General features: G+C 74.4%; 14 protein-coding genes. 7 read left to right on the top strand and 7 right to left on the bottom strand.

What is annotated here, in order from left to right:
- The first annotated feature begins 188 nt into the window (after positions 1–188).
- Positions 189–746: a nuclear transport factor 2 family protein gene (locus ACSRUE_RS08995; RefSeq protein ID WP_441290629.1), complete on the top strand. Its 558-nt coding sequence runs from the start codon at positions 189–191 to the stop codon at positions 744–746.
- A gap of 75 nt (positions 747–821) precedes the next feature.
- Here the strand turns inward: ACSRUE_RS08995 and ACSRUE_RS08990 are convergent, their stop codons facing one another.
- The 6 genes from ACSRUE_RS08990 to ACSRUE_RS08965 all read right to left on the bottom strand — a co-directional run bounded on the left by ACSRUE_RS08990 (position 822) and on the right by ACSRUE_RS08965 (position 9,070).
- Positions 822–1,499 carry a tetratricopeptide repeat protein gene (locus ACSRUE_RS08990; RefSeq protein ID WP_441290628.1) on the bottom strand — a complete coding sequence of 226 codons (678 nt, stop codon included), beginning with the start codon at positions 1,497–1,499 and terminating at the stop codon, positions 822–824.
- Between the two features lie 34 nt (positions 1,500–1,533).
- Positions 1,534–2,313, bottom strand: coding sequence for a hypothetical protein (locus ACSRUE_RS08985; RefSeq protein WP_441290627.1), 780 nt, complete (start codon positions 2,311–2,313; stop codon positions 1,534–1,536).
- A complete protein-coding gene (locus ACSRUE_RS08980) occupies positions 2,310–3,290 on the bottom strand; it encodes a pseudouridine synthase (RefSeq protein ID WP_441290626.1) in 981 nt (326 codons plus the stop codon). Before ACSRUE_RS08980 ends, ACSRUE_RS08985 begins: the two co-directional genes overlap by 4 nt.
- Positions 3,287–6,349: a PEP/pyruvate-binding domain-containing protein gene (locus ACSRUE_RS08975; RefSeq protein ID WP_441290625.1), complete on the bottom strand. Its 3,063-nt coding sequence runs from the start codon at positions 6,347–6,349 to the stop codon at positions 3,287–3,289. The genes ACSRUE_RS08980 and ACSRUE_RS08975 overlap by 4 nt, the downstream gene beginning before the upstream one ends.
- 21 nt (positions 6,350–6,370) lie before the next feature.
- A complete protein-coding gene (locus tag ACSRUE_RS08970) occupies positions 6,371–7,294 on the bottom strand; it encodes an alpha/beta hydrolase (protein WP_441290624.1) in 924 nt (307 codons plus the stop codon).
- Positions 7,295–7,450: 156 nt separating this feature from the next.
- Positions 7,451–9,070, bottom strand: a complete 1,620-nt coding sequence (locus ACSRUE_RS08965) for an AgmX/PglI C-terminal domain-containing protein (RefSeq protein WP_441290623.1) — start codon at positions 9,068–9,070, stop codon at positions 7,451–7,453.
- A 679-nt stretch (positions 9,071–9,749) separates the two neighbouring features.
- Between ACSRUE_RS08965 and ACSRUE_RS08960 the strand changes: the two genes are divergently transcribed.
- The 5 genes from ACSRUE_RS08960 (at position 9,750) to ACSRUE_RS08940 (ending at position 13,954) form a co-directional block, all read left to right on the top strand.
- A complete protein-coding gene (locus tag ACSRUE_RS08960; protein ID WP_441290622.1) occupies positions 9,750–10,391 on the top strand; it encodes a hypothetical protein in 642 nt (213 codons plus the stop codon).
- Positions 10,388–10,582, top strand: a complete 195-nt coding sequence (locus tag ACSRUE_RS08955) for a hypothetical protein (protein WP_441290621.1) — start codon at positions 10,388–10,390, stop codon at positions 10,580–10,582. Before ACSRUE_RS08960 ends, ACSRUE_RS08955 begins: the two co-directional genes overlap by 4 nt.
- Before the next feature lie 143 nt (positions 10,583–10,725).
- Entirely contained in the window at positions 10,726–11,283 is a 558-nt protein-coding gene (locus tag ACSRUE_RS08950) for a hypothetical protein (RefSeq protein ID WP_441290620.1), read from the top strand.
- 268 nt (positions 11,284–11,551) lie between these two features.
- Complete coding sequence (locus tag ACSRUE_RS08945) at positions 11,552–13,168, top strand: serine/threonine-protein kinase (protein WP_441290619.1); 1,617 nt, start codon at positions 11,552–11,554, stop codon at positions 13,166–13,168.
- A gap of 42 nt (positions 13,169–13,210) precedes the next feature.
- Positions 13,211–13,954: an AMIN-like domain-containing (lipo)protein gene (locus ACSRUE_RS08940; protein ID WP_441290618.1), complete on the top strand. Its 744-nt coding sequence runs from the start codon at positions 13,211–13,213 to the stop codon at positions 13,952–13,954.
- Between the two features lie 68 nt (positions 13,955–14,022).
- Here the strand turns inward: ACSRUE_RS08940 and ACSRUE_RS08935 are convergent, their stop codons facing one another.
- Positions 14,023–15,147 carry a LysM peptidoglycan-binding domain-containing protein gene (locus ACSRUE_RS08935; RefSeq protein WP_441290617.1) on the bottom strand — a complete coding sequence of 375 codons (1,125 nt, stop codon included), beginning with the start codon at positions 15,145–15,147 and terminating at the stop codon, positions 14,023–14,025.
- 283 nt (positions 15,148–15,430) lie between these two features.
- Between ACSRUE_RS08935 and recD2 the strand changes: the two genes are divergently transcribed.
- Complete coding sequence (gene recD2, locus ACSRUE_RS08930; protein ID WP_441290616.1) at positions 15,431–17,845, top strand: SF1B family DNA helicase RecD2; 2,415 nt, start codon at positions 15,431–15,433, stop codon at positions 17,843–17,845.
- Positions 17,846–17,884 lie beyond the last annotated feature (39 nt).

Raw genomic sequence — 17,884 nt, 5'->3', positions numbered from 1 at the left:
GAATTGAAGAATGCGTAACGACGTAACGACGTAACGTAACGACCTTCGCTGGCCGTGCTTGACCGGGCCCGTTCACACATTTATATTGTCAGGTTGATCCTTGACGACTCGGGAACCCAACGAAAGGGGTGAGCTCCTTGAGTACGAACAGCGATAGTCTCAGCGGCATTGTGCGTCGTGTCTTCCCGTTGGTCTCCGCGCTCGCGCTGGCAGGCGCCGTCACCGTGTCGCTCGCGGGGCCCGCGGAGGGCACGCCCCCGAACGGCGTGCCCGAGCTCCAGGCGGTGCGGGAGATCGAGCAGCTAGAATACTGTTACGCGGCCGGAACCGACGCGATCGGCCGCGGTGATCTGGCGACGGGCAAGCAGATCTATTCGAGGTGCTTCACGCCGGACGCCCCGGTCCTCATCTGGGAAGCCGGCGCCGCTCCGGATGATCCGCCGGTCGTCTCGGTGCCCAGCGCCGAGGCCTGGGCCGACTTCATCGATGTCCTGTTCGCGGACTCCGGTTATGTCGGCACGCAGCACTTGATCAGCAACGTCCGTGTCGACATCCTCCCCGGCGGCAACCGGGCGAAGATCACCTCGTACCTGATCGCGACGCACGTCTATGACCCCCTGAGCAGCGTCCAGGTGGCGCACGGCACGTACGAGAACGAGGCGGTCCGGACGCCCTCCGGGTGGAAGCTCAGCAAGCGGACGTTCCGCACCCTCTCGTTCATGCGCGTCGACTCGCCCGCCCCCTGAGGCGGTGCGGGACGGCGTCGTCTCGCCACGCGCCGGGCGCTCCGCGTCGACGGCGCGATCGGGGCCGAGGGCGCGCTACCGGTTCAGCTTGTCCTTCTTGGCGTTCTCTTCGGCTTCCTTCTGACGCTCGGCCTCGCGCTGGACGATGCGCTCCTTGACCGCGGCGTAGTCCTTCTCGTCCTTCATGCGCCGGTCGAGCTGCTTCTGCCGCTCCGCCGCGGTCGCCGGATAGCCGGTCGCCTTGGGGTTGCTCGTCAGGAACGCGCTGTAGGCCCCCCACGCCTCCTTCGCCGCCTGCCAGCTCTTCTGACGCTCGCGCAGATCGGCGAGGCAGAAGAGCACCTTGGCGTGGAGCTCCTCCGTGCCCTTCTTGCCGGTCGCCGTGGTCCAGGCCGTCTCGGCCTCCGCCATGTTGCCGGACTCCAGCATCGCCTCGCCGAGCAGGTAGAAGCCGAGCATCTTCGAGGAATCCAGCTTGATCGCCTCCTGGAACGCCGCGATCGCGCCGGGGATGTCGCGCGCAACGAACGACGCCTGGCCCTTCAGGACCTGCTCCGTGTAGGGGCTGATGCCGGTGTGCCCGTTGGGATCTTTGCGCTGCGAGGAAGCAGCGTCGGGCGCGGCCGCCGCCGGCTCGGGCGCGGCCGCCTGCGGCTTCTCCTTGCCCGCAGGCGGCTGGGCGGCGACCGGCGCCGCGGAGAAGACGACAGCGAGGGCGAGCGATGCGACGACAGCGAGCGAGCGGTCCTGCATGCCCGCCAAGGTACCGCAGCTCAGGCAGGGCGCGCTACTTCCGCCGCGGCCTGAACGGATCCGGCGGCAACCCGGCATCCGGAGGCCGCCCCGCGTCCACCGGCGGCCAGCCCGCATCCGGCCACCCCGCGTCCACCGGCGGAAAGCCCGCATCCGGCCACCCCGCGTCCACCGGCGGAGAGCCCCCATCGGGGCCAGCGTCCGGCCAGCCCGCGTCCGCCGGTCCTCCAGCGTCCACGGGCAGCTTCCCCGCATCCCCCGGCGCGCCCCCGTCGATCGCCCCCCCGCCCTGCGCGCTCAGCGACACCAGCCGACCGTCCGGCTCCGGCGGCCAGAAGAAGCGCTCCTCCGCGCCCGTCTTCCGATCCACCAGCTTGGCCCAGCTCGCGCGCGGGTTGTCCGCCATCTGCACGCGCAGCCGCGCCGTCACGCCGCTGTCGAACGTCGGACGGCGGAGCAGCGCGCCCGGCGGCCGCTCCGGCGCGTCCCCCGTCAGCGGCACGTTGAAGCGGACCCGATCGAGCAGCTCCTGACCAACGTACAGCTCGATCGCGAACCGGCCCATCACACGCGCCGTCGCCAGAGGACGGTCGAGCGCCACCGGCCGCACCCGCACGATCGAGCCCCTCCCCTTCGCGTACTGCACGTCGAAGACCCACTGCTTCGCGCTGGGCCGCGGGGCAGGGTCCGGCGCATACCCCGCGCGGGACGGCGGAGCTTCCGGCTCGGCCACGGCGACCACGCCGGCGGCGGCGAGCGCAAGGCCGGCGAGGAGCCCCAGGGCGGCGCGGGTGAGAGGGCGAGGCGAGGTCATCTGGTACCGGAAGGAGGCCCGAGCGGCAGGGCCGCCTCGAGCGTCGCGGAGAGCACCTCTTCCCACGCCGAGCCGCCGCCGTCGAGCGCCACCCAGAGCTCGCGGAGCTCGTCCGGCACCGGCGAGACCGCCGCGCAGAGCTCGCCGCGCTCGTCCGGCACCGTGACGCGCAAGGCGTGCAGCGCGACGCGCGAGAGCGGGATCACCCGGCCCCTCGCCGTGGTCACCGACCGGGCCCCCCCATGGTCGCGATCGCCGAGGAGCGGCGCCCCCGCGTGCGCCGCGTGCACCCGGAGCTGGTGCGTGCGGCCCGTCACCGGATCCAGGCGCAGCAGCGTGGCCGGCGACGCGCCGCCGCCCGCCGAGGCGACAGCGCGGTAACGCGTCGCCGCGTCCCTCGCCCCGGCGCCGCCCACCGCGGGCAAGCTGCGCCCGCCCCGCGACCGCGCGGCGCCGATGGGCGCATCCCACGTGCCCGACCCCTCGACGCGCCCGCCAGCGACGCCGACGTACACCCGCGCGATGCGCCCCGCCTCGCGCATCGCGGCCAGGTGCCGCCGGCCCCGCGCGCCTGTCGCGCACAGCACCGCGCCGCTCACGCCGACGTCGAGCCGCGAGGCCGCGTGAGGCAGGTCGCGCAGCCCGAGCAGCTCCGCGACCTCCGTGACCAGCGACCGCGTGCCCCGGCGCTCCGGCTCCGTCGGCAGCGCCGCAGGCTTCGACGCGACGAGGAGCTCCCCCCAGCGCGCCAGCACCTCCACCGGCGGCGCCCCCGGCGCGTCGCGCCGCGCCGGCCACACGGCGAGCTCGTCGCCGAGGGCCACCGCGTCGCCGGGCCGCGCGCGCCGGCCGTTCAGGAACGCGCGCCCCTCCGCCGCCGCGCCCGCGAGGCCCCGCGACGCGCCGCCCGCGCGCTCGAGGACGTCGGCCACCGTGGGGCCGTCCGAGGGCCCGACGCGGAAGCGCGCGGCCGTCATCCCGGCGGCGCCACGCGCGGGGCAGCGCCGCCGCCAGGAGCCTCCCCGGCGACGACGCCCGGCGACGACGGCGAGGCGCGCTCGTCCAGGCGCTCGACCACGCCGCGATCGCCGTCGATGCGGAGCCGATCGCCCGTCTTGATCGCCAGCGTCACGCCGGGGACGTTCACCACCGCAGGGATGCCGTACTCCCGCGCGACGATCGAGGCGTGCGACATGGGGCCGCCGAGCTCGGTCACGACCGCGGCGGCCACCAGGAACAGGGGCGAGAGGCCGACGTCGGTCGTGCGCGCGACCAGCACCTCCCCCGGCGCCACCGCGTCGAGCGCCGAGGCGCCCGGATCGAGCACGCGGGCCCGCCCCTCGACGACCCCAGGGCTCGCCGGCAGCCCGAGCAGGCGCTCCCCGGACGCGGGCGGCAGCACGACCGGCGGCGGCCGGCCGATGAAGGTGGCCGGCGGATCGGGGCGCGCGGCGTCGCGCAGGTGCTCGGCGCGCCGCAGCCGGACGAGGTGGCCCACGTCGGCGCGGCCGCTGGAGAGCGCCGTCGCGAGCTCCTCGTAGGTGCAGAAGAAGACGCTCCCGGGCTCCAGCGAGGGGTCGAGGCGCCGGAGGCGCCGGTCGATGTCGAGCGCGACCCTGCGCAGCATGCCGAGGACGCGCGTCACCCACGTGCGCATGCGCTCCCGCAGGCGCACGTAGCGCTGCGCGCGGCCGACGAGCGTGCGCAGGAGCGCGAGCTCCAGCCGCGGCACGCGCGTCTCGAGCATCGCCATCTCCCGATCGGCGAGCGCCCGGGCGCGCGCCAGCGCGCGCTCCGGATCGCCCGGCGCCCCGCGCAGCGACGCCGTGAGCATCGCGACGACCGGCGACGGGTCCTCCCGCCAGCGCGGCGTCGCGAGCTCCGCCTCGCGCACCGCGCGATCGCCGTAGGCGTCGAGGAACCGCGCGTACGCGTCGCGCGCCGGCCCCTCGGGCAGGTCGCGCGGCCACAGGACCCCGCCGGCGAGGAGCCGCTCGCGCGCCGTCCGATCCTGCATGACGAGCTCGGCGACCCGCGCGAGCGCGATGCCCGGCCCCGCGCTGTCGAGCTCGCGCACGCCGCCCGCGAGCACCTGCGCCAGGTGCTCGACGTTCGTCTCGGCGCGCCCGGCAGGCGCGTCGAGGTGCGCCTCCCCGGAGGCGGAGCGCGCGGAGGCGCGGCGGCCCGCGATGCGCTCGAGCGCCTTGCACAGCGCGAGGTGGCTCGCGAGCGACGCCGACGCGCAGTGCAGCATCCGCGTGCCGGTCCGCTCGAGCAGCAGGAAGACGCTCCGGAGCGTGGTGCCGATGGCGTCGTCCGGCAGGAGCGTCATGTCGAGCTCGGAGAGGGCGCGCTGCGCCCAGAGCGCCTCGCCCTCGTAGGCCGCCACCTCGCGCTCGAGCCGCGCCTGCCGGAGGAGGAGCCGCGGCCCCGTGAGCGGCAGCCGCGCATAGAAGCCGCGCCGCGAGACGCCCTCGCTCTGCTCGGCGAGCCGCGCGATGAGCGCCTCGCTCGCCCCGCCGCTCATGCCGAGCAGCGCGCGCGGCGAGAGCCCCGGGACCTGCGCCGCGATCCGCATGAAGGCGGTGAGGTTGAGGTAGAAGCGCCCGTGCACGTTGGCCACGAGGCGCGCGCCCCGCGGCACGCGGCAGCCGAGCGCGGCGAACGCCTCGCGGAAGCCCCGGTCGGAGAACGCCCGCGCCACCGACCAGGTGAGCGGCGTCGCCGCGCCGGGGAGCGCCTCGCCCACGTTGGCGCGCGACCAGATCGTGTCGGCGTCGCCGCCCTCGGGGAAGCCGCCGCCGCTCACCGGGCGCACCTGGAGCAGCCACACGCGCCGCGCCACCGAGGAGGGCGCGCCTTCGCCGGCTTCCGACGCCACCGAGGAGCGCGCGTCTTCGCCGCGCTCCGGCGCCACCGGGGCGGACGCGCCCGCCGCGGCGGCGGCCTCCGGCGGGTCGGACGGCGCTCCCCCGCCGACCGCGAGCGCCGCGCCGGGCGGGCCCACCTCGACCACCTCGACCGCGAACTCCACGTCGAACGGGCCCTTGCCGCCCTGCTCGAGCCGCTCGGCGAGCTCGGCGAGCTGCCGCAGCGCGGCCTCGCCGAGCGCCGGCTGCTCGGCGCTCGGCTCGGGCACCGTGACCTCCTCGAGCCCGGCCGCGCCCACGACGAGCGCGCGCCGCTTCTGCGCCACCGCCGACGCGACGACCCTGCCGCCGTCGCGCGCGAGCCGGATCGTGTCGGCCGCCGCGGCGCCGTCGACGACCGGCGCGCCGAGCCCGAGCGTCGCGTTCACGAGCCGCTCGCCGGCGTGCCAGTGCTCGCCCTCGAGCCCCGGCGGGGGCGCGGTGAACAGCACGCCCGCGGCCTCGGCGCGCACCATCACCTGCAGCACGACGCCCATCGCGACGTCGCGGACGCCGGCGTGCGCGAGGTACGCGAGCGCGCGCGGCAGGAAGGCGCTCGCCCAGACCTGCCGGATCGCGGCGTCGAGCCCGGCCTCGCCGCGCACGCCGAGCACGGACGTCGCGAGACCGGCCATCGACGTCTCCTCGCTGTCCTCGCACGTGGCGCTGGACCGCACCGCGAGGCCCCACGGCGCCTCCTGCTCGACGGCCTGCCAGAGCGCCTGCAGCGCGGTCGAGAGCGCTTCGGGCAGCGGCTCGCTCAGGATGCGGTCGCGCGCGCGCGCCGCCCGGTCGACGCCCGCCCTCGTGCCCGAGAGCCGGATCAGCGTGGCGAGGTCGTGCCCCGGCGGCAGCTGCCGGTCGACGAGCTCCGTGAAGTACCGCGCGTCGAGCACCCACCCGCGCGGCACCGGGAAGCCGTCGCGGAGCAGGCGCCCGAGCGAGGCCGCCTTGCCGCCGACGCGCTTCGCGCTCGTGTGGCGGCGCAGACCGGCGCTCTCGAGCGGCTTGAGCCACTCGCGCACGGTGGGCGGGTCGGTCGCGCCGTCGGCGCGGGCGGTGCGTGTGGGGTCGGCCACGTCGATGCCGAGGGAGTAACACGGTTCGGCGGCCTGGGTCAGGGGCATGTGACGGCCGGGCCGCCGCGATCACGGCGGCGGCAAACCGCGCTGGATCCGCTCGTGCCAGAGCACCATTTCAACGCCGCCCGGCCCCCGATTCCAGGCGTAGTCGTGCGGGCCGGGAACGACGAGCAGGGTGTGGGTCACGCCGTCTTGCCGCAGCCGATCGCTGAGCGCCTGGATGGCGGGCAAGAAGGGGTCGGCCTCGCTCGACACGAGCCGGAGCGCGACCGCGCGGCGCTCCATGGCCCGGCGCGCGAGCGCGGAGAACATCTCCGCCTCGCCCGCCCGCACCGCGGGCTGCAGGGCGCCGACCGCGCCGAAGACGTCGGGGAACGACAGGCCGACGAGCAGCGCGAGGCGGCCGCCGAGGCTCACGCCGTCGATGCCGGTGGCCTCGCGCGCCGCCTGGCAGCCGCCCTCGGCGCGCGCCCGCGGCAGGAGGCGCTCGACGAGGAAGCGGCCGAAGCCCGCGGCCCCCTCGACGGAGCGGTCGCGGAGGTCGGGCGTGAACGGCGTGGTGATGCACAGCCCGCGGTAGGGGTGCTCCTTCAGCGAGGCGTTGAGCTGCGCGAGCCGCTCGGGCGTCACCATCTGCCCGAGATCGTCCGGCGCGAGCGGCGGCGAGCGGAGCCGCCGGAGGGCCGCGTCGAGGCCGTAGTCGTCGCGCCACCCGCGCGCGCCGACCTCGAGGCCTCGCACCGCCTCGCCGCGCCCGTGCAGCGCGACGAGGAGCGGCGGCGCCGGCGCGGCCTCGGGCGCGAGGAGCAGCGCGCGCTGCGGGCCTTCGCCCTCGGGGGCGGGCTCGAACCGGAGATCCTTCCAGGCCGAGGGGGCCGCCTCGTCCGGCGCCGGCGGTGAGGTGCCTCGCCGGCACGAGGGCGCGGCGAGCGCGGCGAGGCCGAGCAGCGCGCGCCGGCGCGAGAGCGGGGGGATCGTCGTGGCGGCCATCGGCGGCGAGGGTAGCAGCGGGGCGCGGGCGCAGCCCTGGGCAGGCCCATTTGCCTCTCCTGCTCCCCTGGTTTCTTGGCGCCCTTGGCGTCATGGCGGTTCACGTCGTCGCCCGCCTGGCCGCGGCAGAGATAGGGACCTGGCTGAAGCGCCGGATCAGCCGCCAGAGGGGCTGAAGAGGAGGGGATAGGTCACGGTCACGATGCCTGCGTCCGGCGGCGGGAACGACAGCCCGTAGAACGAGCGCACCACGCAGGAGACCACGCCGGCGTCCGGCAGATCGGAGCCGCCGTTGTGGACGCTCGACACCGCCCCGTCGCGGCCGATCACGAAGCCGACCGACACGCGCCCGGTGAGGTTCGGGCTGTTGCGCAGCCCGTTCTCGTAGCAGAGCCGGAAGCGGCCGAAGTTCTGGCGCACGATGCGCTGGATGACCTCCGGCGGGATACGGCCCGACACCGATGGCGAGCCGACCCGCATGCGCGGCGCGCTCACCCTGTGGCCAGGGCCGTTGGCGAAGCGCGACGCGCCGCCGCCAGGGCCGAAGCCCTGCCCGTCGCCGACGCCGCTCCCGTGATTGATGGTGCCGATGGACCCGATCCCGATGCCCGTGAAGCGCCCGTCGCCGCCCTCGCCGACGCCCGTCAGCCCGAGCCCGCCCACGCCGCCCGACTCGTCGATCGTCTCACCCCACATGTGGGCGATCACGCTCCTTTCGCCGTTGCCGAGCGTGTCGGCGCCGCCCCAGGGCGCCGAGAGCGCGTTGGGATCGCCGCCGGACCCCGCCTGGAGCACGCCGATCATGCCGAAGCGCGCCGCGTCGTCGAGCGCCTGGGCCCGCGAGATCCGCACGTCGCGGTTGTCCTTCGGCCCCTGGATCTCGAAGCGCCCGCCCGTCTTCCGGCTCGTCTCGCTCCCGGCCTTGCCCGACTCGCCCATCGCGGCCGCGCCGGAGCCGCCCTCGCGCTCGGTCTGGCCGCTCGCGTCGGTGACGTCCTTCGCCTCGGGCAGCTCCTTCTCGGCGATCGCCCCGATCGCCTGCGCCATGAGGTAGGCCTGCTCCGCGCTCACGCCGCCGTCGTCGGCCATGGCGAGCGGGGGCATGAACGCGGCCATGGCCCCGAGCAGGCCGACGTGGAGCAGCGTCGAGAGCGCGGTGAACGGCAGGTTGCGGCGGTCCATGCCGGCCTTGCCCGCGACGCGGCGGCCCGCCCTGCCCACCGCCACCTCGAACCCGAAATCACCGAGCTCGAGCCTCGCGCGAGCGCCGGGCGGCAGCGCGATCCGCCGCGCCCCGTCGAGCTCCGCGCACGGCGCCGCGCGGCCGGTGGCGATCGCCTGCGCGATCGTCATCCTGCAGCTGCCGAACTCGATGGATCCCGACGCGCCCGGCGGGATGACGGCGCTCACCTCCCCGCCCTCGCCGACGAGCACGAGCGGCGCCCGCGCCGCGCCGAGGCGCTCCGCAGGCAGGAAGAAGTCGCACACGCCCCCGGGGCCCTCCGCCTCGCCGACATGAAAGGCGCGCGGCGGCGTCAGGTGCGCCACATGAAGCGGGGTGTTCCCCCACCGGATGATCACCTCGAGCGACAGCGCGTCGGTCTCGCACTCGTCGGCGGGGACGTCCGGCGCGCTCTTGACGAGCGCGTATGTATAGGAGCCCTCCGGCGCGTCCGCGGGCACGTCGGCCTCGATGGCCGGATACGGGCTGAAGGGCAGGTTGCTGAGGAACGGATTCGAGGGTGCGATGCCCGGAGCCATCTTGAACGTGTCCATCGGAGAACAGCCCTTTCCCTGCTCGCGCTCGCGCGCATGTCCGCGCGGCGAGCGGTCTGAATGGAGCGAGCCCTCGAGGGCCCGCCTCTCTCGGCGCGCCCCGGCGCACGCGCGGCGAGCTTCACCGCTCTCTGCGTGCGCCGCGGAGCACCGCGTCCACGCCAGGGATCGACAGCGCCGCCCGCCCCAGGTTCCGGAGCCGCGCCGCGATTTTCAGCGGAGCATCCGCGCGTCCGGGGGTTCCAGTTTCTGGACCGCCGCCCGGCGCCTCGAGGTGGTTTGGTGGTGGCCCGCGCCATCACCCCGCGGGATCGCGCCGCCACCTCGAGCGGAACCGCAGGGCGGCCGACGGCGCACGCGCGGGCACGATCCCCGCGCATCCCAGGAGATCGCTGAAGTCCCGGGTGGCGCGACGCCCCCGTTGAAGGACGCCAGGCGATGGCACGGAAGCTGCGAATGACGCTGGGTGCGTTGGCGACGTCGTCGAGGTCGACGCCGTTGTCGACGTCAACGACGCGCGATCGCGCTGAACGGAGCGCGGCGCGCTGACGCCCGCGCCCGTCGGCGCTGCCCGGCGCCGGTCCACGCCCGAGGTCCACCGGCGGCGCGCCCGTGGAGCGCGCCGGGCGGCGGGTCGCGGCGAACCTCCACCGATCGAGACAACGAAGGAGTCGAGCGCATGAGCAACAGGCGATCGTTCCATGTCCTCGCAGGGGTTCCGGTGCTCGGGTGCCTCCTTGCGATGCCGTCGTCGGCGCGCGCGCAGCACGAGACGCACGTCTACGGGGTCGCGAACTTCGGACACACGGGGGAGTGCGAGGACGACACCAGCCTGTCGCACGCGGTGCACACGAGCACCGCCGCCGCCTTCGCGAGCACGTTCAACCTCCTCCGCATGGTCTCGCTATGGGAGCAGCAGATCACGACCTCGGACAGCACCATGACGATGTGGAACGCGTTCCACGGCGACTCGTCGTGCGGCAATCACGTGAAGGACTACGTGGGCGACTACGCGATCAGCTCCATCTCCAACGGGGTGGGAGAGAACTGGATCGACGAGGCCTACGACGACAGCCAGTTCAGCAACGACGACGACTGCCCCGTCTCCATCGTGTTCGGCTCGTCGTTCGCGTCGCGGGAGCTCATGTACGAGTATGGCGGGTGGCGCGACCGGAAGAACACCGGACCGAAGACCGGCTCGACCATCTACCTACTACATCGCCGGCTGCGACCCCTCGAACGGGCGCGTGCTGCCCGGCGGATGAACGACGAACGCCGCGTGTTGCCCGAAGGATTCGAACGACAGGAGACATGGCGATGACGACGCGAACGATCGGTTTCTGGGCCGCGCTCTCGACGACCCTCATCGCCTGCGGGGCGCCGGAGGTAGCGACCGAAGGGGGCGGCGACGACGGCGAGATCGCCGCGGCCCCGCAGGCGCTCGAGGGGTTCACGTTCGACGCGCGGGAGCTCGCCACGGCGCCCGCCGCGAGGCTCCCGGCGGCCGGCTGACGCTGCGTTCATTCGATGACGCGCTCATCCAGCGCTCGCTCATCGGGGCCGATCAGCAGTTCACGCCGCTCGGCGAGCTGGGGCGCCGGACGGAGCACGAGTCGGCGGACTGGACCTACGAGAAGGACCCGTCGAACGGCCATGTGCTCGTCCTTCGAAAGACGCCGAACGGGCCGCGGATCTCGCCCGACGAGGCGCTCCTCCGGCGGAACGCGCTGGCGCGCCTGAACAGCTGGGGCATACCGAACGACGAGATCGGGGCCGTGGTGCAGCGGAGGACGCTGCGAGAGGATCAGGACGGAACGGCGGCTTCCGCCCCGGAGGTCCATCGTTACAAGACGTTCGTGTTCCGGGCCGTGAACGGCGTCCGGGTCCAGGGGCACCGCGCGGTCGTGACCCACACGCTCGATGGGACCTTCAACCGCGCCCTCATCCGCTGGCCCGCCATCGCCTCGACGGGCCACCGGCTCCGCACCGCGCTCACGGCGCCGGAGATCGAGCGGCGCGCCGTGGAGGCGCTCTCGGCAGAGGGGGAGAGAGGCGGCAGCGTGCGGCTGCGCTGGAAGTACGTCGCCACGCCCCTCACGAGAGGAGAGGTGACCCTGACCCTCACCGTGGGCGCGATCCTGGGCGCCGAGGCCACGCGCAGCGGCGCCACCGAGGAGCCGCGCGAGGTCGACATCGATGTCGCCGCGCTGTGACGGGCGCGCCGGAGGAGAGGCGCCCCGCCCTGGACAGCGCGCGGGCGCGGGCCGCGCGAAACCGGATCGCAATGGTTCGGCGCTCGCCGGGTAACGCGGCGGACCCATGGGACGAGGCCGTCAGGAAAACGTGCCGGCAACTCGCCGCTTCGCTCGCGCTCCACCGCCGTGCGATCCAGGCCGCATCGTTGATCCGGAGCCGCGCAGTCGGCCAGAACACACGAGTCGCGGTGGCGGTGCGCCCGTCATCGCGCATATAGTAAAGACCATGGGTGCGGCCAGGAGCAACGGTCAAGACCCCCTCATCGGCGCTGCGATCGCCGATCGATACCGGATCATCTCGCTCATCGCGCGAGGGGGGATGGGCAGGGTCTACAGGGCAGAGCAGTTCGCGCTGGGCCGGGTTTGCGCCCTCAAGCTGCTCGTCCCCGATGAGCGCCGCGAGCAAGATCCGGAGTTCTTTCGACGCTTTTCGCGCGAGGCCGCGACCGCGGCGAGGCTCACCCACCCGAACTCCGTCACGGTCTTCGATTACGGCCGGGACGATCCGCGCGGGATCTACTTTATCGCCATGGAGTATATCGCCGGGCGCACGCTCCACCGCGTGCTCCACGACGAGGGCGCGCTCCCGGAGGCGCGCGCGGGCCGGATCGCGCGGCAGATCTGCCGCGCGCTCGCCGAGGCGCACGGCCTCGGCCTCGTGCACCGGGATCTCAAGCCGGGCAATGTGCTCCTCGTCGACCGGGAGGACGAGAAGGACTTCGTCAAGGTGCTCGACTTCGGCCTGGTCAAGGACGTCTCGGGGCGACAGCTGGACGAGCTGACGCAGAGGGGCCTGTTCATCGGCTCTCCCAAGTACACCGCTCCGGAGCAGGCGATGGGCCACGATCTCTCGCCGCGCGCGGACATCTATGCGCTCGGCGTCCTGCTCTACGAGATGCTCTGCGGCAGGGCGCCGTTCGACAGGAAGGTGGCCTCGGCGACGCTCATGGCGCACGTCAGCGAGCCGCCGCCGCCGCTCGCCGATCACGCTCAGGGCCCGCTCGTGTCGCCGGCGATGACGGCCATCGTGATGCGGTGTCTCGAGAAGAGCCCTGACAGGCGCTTCCAGTCGATGAGGGAGTGCCTCACCGCGCTGAAGAGCGCGGCGGGCGAGCCGTTCGACGTCTCGCACGTCTCGCACGTCTCGCACGTCTCGCACGTCTCGCACGTCTCGCACGTCTCGCACGTCTCGCACGTCTCGCACGTCTCGCGGGCCTCGGTCCCGGACCGCGTGTCCCCGGCGCAACCCCGGGGCGCGCTGCCCTCCGCGTCGTCGATCTCGGAGCTCCGCATCTCGGCCTTCTCGCCCTCTCCCAGCGAGCCGCTCGTGTCGCTTCGCTCGGCGCAGCTCGACTCGCTCTCTCCGCCGCAGGCTCCCGCGACCTTCAGCGGCTCCGTCGCCCCGCCCCGTCACGCGACCGTATCCCTCTACCTGGTCGCGCTCGTGGCGGCGATCGTCGGCGGGGGCCTGGTGCTGGCGCTCGGCTGGCGCGGGCCGGACGCCACGAGCCCCCCTGCCGCCGTCCAGGCCGCCCCCATGCCCGTCGCCGTGCCCGTCGAGGCATCGGCGGGCACGGAGCCGGGCGCGGCGGCCGAGTTCAGGATCGTGAGGATCGAGAGCGCCCCGCCCGGCGCCCGCGTCTCCGACCGCGGGACGGAGGTCTGTCTGGCGACGCCGTGCCGGCTCGTGCTTCAGGGCGCCGGGAGCAGGGACGAGCACCGGCTCCAGCTGACCATGCCCGGCTACAGGCCGGCCGCGCTCGTCGTGCGGCCGGAGGACGAGACCGCCTCGGCGGAGCTAGCGCTGCTGCGGGAAGCCGGAGGGGGAAGCGGACCGCCATGACGCGCCAAGGGCGCCCAAAAACCAGGGAAATGGGAGGGAAACATGCCGGGACGGCGCTTCTCGCCCTGCCCGCGCGAGCGCCGCCGCGTCGCGGTGCGCGTCGGCGTCTCGGTGGACGCGCGGAGGCCGCGGCACCATGGAAGGGACCTCATGAGGACCGCCGCCCTGCTGCTCGCAGCCGCCACCGTGTCGCTCGCCGCGGGCTGCCGCAACGGCGCCGGCAGCGAGCCTGCCCAGCCCATGCCAAACGTCACGCCGATCGACACGCGCGCCTCCGCCGAGCCGGCAGTCGACGACGAGCCTCCCACGCCGCGGCCCCCAAAGGAGGCCGATCCCACGAGCACCGACGCGTTCGAGGGCACCGCGGGCGCCACCGACAAGCCGCGCGCCGGCGCGAAGGTCGCGGTCCTGCGCGACGTGCGGGCGGCCCGGCACGAGCACTACGACCGCGTCGTGTTCGAGTTCGAGGGGGACGCGGTGCCGGGCTACCACATCGATTACATCGACAAGCCGGTGCGCCAGTGCGGCTCGGGCGAGGCGACGGAGATCGCGGGCGACGGATGGCTCGCGGTGCGGATGACCCCCGCGGCGGCGCACAACGACGCGGGGAACGCCACGGTCCCGTTCCGCGAGCGGAAGCTCGCGCTCGGCGTGGCGCGCGAGATCGAGCGGACGTGCGACTTCGAGGCCGAGGTGACCTGGGTGCTCGGGGTCTCGTCGCCGAACCGGTACCGCGTCCTCGAGCTGACCAAGCCGGCGCGGCTCGTCGTCGACGTGAAGCACTGAGGCCGCGCCCACGGCCCCCCGCGGCTCCCCGGGGCCGCGGGCGAGCCACAGGGCGCGCCTCCCGCCCCTCAGCCGTCCAGCGCGGGCCCGGGCTCGCCGTGGCGCGCCGGCGGCGGAGGCGCGTCGGCCGCCTTCGACGGGGGCAGCCGCCGCGGCGGCACGACGACCTGCTTCGGGGGCGCGGCGGGGCCGCTGGACGGCCGCGGGATGTTGTAGACGCGCTTCGCCTGGATCGCCGTGGATCGAAGGCCGTTGGCCCGCTTGATCGCCTCCACGGTGGTGCCGTACTGCCGGGCCAGCGAGCCCAGGGTCTGCCCCTTCTTCGCGGTGTGGCGCACGTACTGCGACGTGGGCTTGATCGCCCCGCGCTTCACGAGCAGCGGATACGCGCGCGCGGCCGACTCCTGCGCGATCGGGTTGTAGAACCGGACGTGGATGTGGTTCGCGTGGCCGCGAGCGTGGCGGATGAGCGGGCGCGGCTTCCTCGACCCGAGCTGGAAGACCTCGTCGAGCCAGTCCTTGTCCTCCCCGATCTTCAGCGCGTGCTCCTTGAGCAGCCGCTGCACGCTGCTGTCGATGAGGATGAGCTCCACGTCGGTCTCGATGATGAGCGCCCGGACGAAGGCCCAGGTGCGATCCCGATCGAGGTTCGCCGCCGTGGCCCGCTGGTACCAGCGGTGCCGGGCGTCGAGGAAATAGCTGATGTCGACGTCGCGCCCGGCCTGGTGGCTCTTGTGCGGCGAGAGGCGGCCGCCCTCCCGGGCGCTGATGTGCCCGATGTAGAGCTTCGGGCTCCCCGGGAACTGCCGGTGCACCTCGGCGATCGCCCGGTCGAGCGCGTCGATCGTCTCGCGCGTCCCCCAGGCGTGGGCCGGATCGACGAGCTCCCACCGATCGCTCTCGGGCATCCGGACGCCGTTGAACAGCGCGCCCGCGTTGGTCGCGCCCAGCGACATCGGCCCGAGCGCCGCGGGGTCCTTCGAGAAAAGCTCCTCGATCTCGGCCTCGGTCATCGCCGAGAGCGGCGAGTGCGCCCGCGCCCCGGTGCCCGGCTCCGCCGGCAGCTCCAGGCCGTCGTCGACCTCACCGTCGTCGTCGTCGACATCGTGGGCGTCCGCGAGCGCGGCCTCCTCCGCCACCATCCCGGGCGCGGGCGAGGCGCCGCCCTGCTCCGAGGACACCCCGGAAGCCACGCGCAGCAGGCCATCCTTGGACCGCGCCGCCTCCGGCGCCCTCCCGGCGCAGCCCGCGAGGAGGAGGGCGCAGAGGACGGAAACCAAGCTGCTGCGCCCCATCGCGGGCCACTATACTGACACGAGGGAGCGACGCCAACCGCGGCCGCGCGCGCGGCGCGCTCCACGCGACGCGCGTTCAGCGTGAGCCCAGGTGACGGGGCGCCATGCGGCGTTGCGCGATGTTTTGCAGCGGCGCACGAGGACGTTGCCGCCGCCGCGCCGGCGGCTACATGCTGCCCTCGTGCAACCGTCCCAGCGGAGCGGCCGCCCCGATCAGGCGGCCCGGGGGGCAGCCGCGCCGGCGCCGGCGCCGGACAACGCGCCGCACCACGACGGCCGCACGGGCGGGACCGGCGAGCGGCAGCCGGGCGGCGGGGGCCAGCAGAAGCTCTTCTCGGCCCGGGAGGCGGCGGGCAACGGGGCGGCGACGGTCGAGGGAGAGGTCGTCCGCGTCACGTACGAGAGCGAGTCGAGCGGCTTCCGGGTGCTGCGGGTGGAGGTCACCCCCGGCGCCCCGCCGGAGGTCTGGGTCGGCGTGTTCCCGCAGGTCGGGCCGGGCACGCGCGTGCGCGCGACGGGGCGCTACGAGCGCGATCCGAAGCACGGCGAGCAGCTCAAGGTCGAGACCCTGCTGCCGATCGCCCCCGCAACGCTCGATGGGCTCGAGCGCTACCTCGGGTCCGGCATGGTGCAGGGCATCGGCCCGGCGTACGCGAAGCGGATCGTGGAGGCGTTCGGTACCGAGACGCTGGAGATCCTCGACCGGTCGCCCGAGCGGCTCGCCGAGGTCCCCGGGCTCGGCCAGCGGCGGGCGCAGGCCGTCGCGAAGGCGTGGGCGGCGCAGCGGGCGATCGGGGCCATCATGATCTTCCTCCAGGCGCACGGCGCCTCCCCGGCGCTGGCGAGCCGCATCTACAAGCGATTCGGCCCCCACGCGATCGACATCGTCTCCCGCTCCCCGTACCGGCTCGCGCTCGACGTGTGGGGCATCGGCTTCAAGACCGCCGACCGGATCGCGCGCTCGATCGGCGTCCGGGCCGACTCGCCGGAGCGGGCGCAGGCGGGCGTGCTGCAGACGCTGGTCGATCTGTCGACGCGCGGCCACACGCTGGCGGCGCGGCCGGAGCTCGCGGAGCTCGCCGCGGCGATGCTCGAGCGCGACGCGGCCGAGGTCGACAGCGCGATCGACGCGCTCGTGGCGAGCGGCCATGTGCGGGTCGAGACGCTCGAGACCGGCGAGGTCGCCGTCTACCCGAAGGACCTCCACGAGGCCGAGGTGCGGCTCGCGCGCCGGATGCGCTCCTTGCTGGGCGACGACGAGGACGGCGCGGCGCCCGAGGCGCGCCTCGTGGAGGGCGTCGACGCGGCGATCGCCGCGTTCGAGGCGAAGACGCAGGTCTCGCTGGCGCCTGCCCAGCGGGACGCCGTGGCGCAGGCGGCGCGGAACAAGGTGCTGGTCATCACGGGCGGCCCGGGCGTGGGCAAGACGACCATCGTCCGGGCCATCCTGGCGCTCTTCGACCGCGCCCGGCTCCCGGTGCGGCTCGCCGCGCCCACGGGCCGCGCCGCGAAGCGGATGAGCGAGGCGACGGGGCGCGAGGCCGTCACGCTCCACCGCCTGCTGGAGTTCGATCCCAAGCAGCGCAAGTTCGGCCGCCAGCGGGGCCGGCCGATCGAGGCGGGGGCCATCGTGGTCGACGAGGCGTCGATGCTCGACCTGGCGCTCGCCGACGCGCTCCTGCAGGCGACGTCCGACGCCGCGCGCCTCGTGCTGGTGGGCGACGTCGATCAGCTCCCGTCGGTGGGGCCGGGCGCGGTGCTGCGGGACGTGATCGCCTCCGGCGAGGTGCCCACGGCGCGGCTCACGCAGATCTTCCGCCAGGCCGAGGGCAGCCTCATCGTCCGGAACGCGCACCGGATCCACGACGGCGAGCCGCCGGAGGGCGCGCGCGGGCCCGGCGGCGAGTTCTACGTGATCGAGCGGATCGAGGCCGAGGCGGCGGCGGATCTGATCCTCCACCTCGTGACGGAGCGCATCGGCAAGGGGTTCGGGCTGGATCCACGGCGCGACGTCCAGGTCCTGACGCCGATGCACAAGGGCGAGGCGGGGGCGATCACGCTGAACGCACGGCTGCAGGCGGCGCTGAACCCCGAGGGCCCGAGCGTCACGCGCGGCGCGAGGACGTTGCGGCTCGGCGACAAGGTGATGCAGCTCCGCAACGACTACGACCGTGAGGTGTACAACGGCGACGTCGGCTTCATCACGGACGTGAACACCGAGGAGCGGAAGCTCCAGGTGCGCTTCGACGATCGCGAGGTCAGCTACGAGGAAGCGGAGATCGACGAGCTGACGCTCGCCTACGCGACGAGCATCCACAAGAGCCAGGGGAGCGAGTATCCGGCGGTGATCGTGCCGATCCTCACCCAGCATTTCGTGATGCTGTCGCGCAACCTCATCTACACGGCGGTGACGCGCGGCAAGCGGCTCGTGGTGCTCGTCGCGGATCCGCGGGCCGTGTCGCTGGCGCTGGCGGAGACCCGCCGCGAGGAGCGCCGCACGCACCTCGCGGAGCGGCTGCGCGGCGGCGCGGCGGCGCGCGCTGGATCGGCGCGCGCGCTCGAGGCCCCCCTCGCCGCCGGCCCACGACTCGACTAGGACGGCGCGCGGCGAGGGAGAGGGCGAGCGAGATGGGCG

It is taken from the genome of Sorangium sp. KYC3313, assembly GCF_052075895.1.
Taxonomy (GTDB): Bacteria; Myxococcota_A; Polyangia; order Polyangiales; family Polyangiaceae; genus Sorangium; species Sorangium cellulosum_B.
Note: the sequence above shows the minus strand (reverse complement) of the source record. Positions and strands in the feature narration are given on the sequence as shown.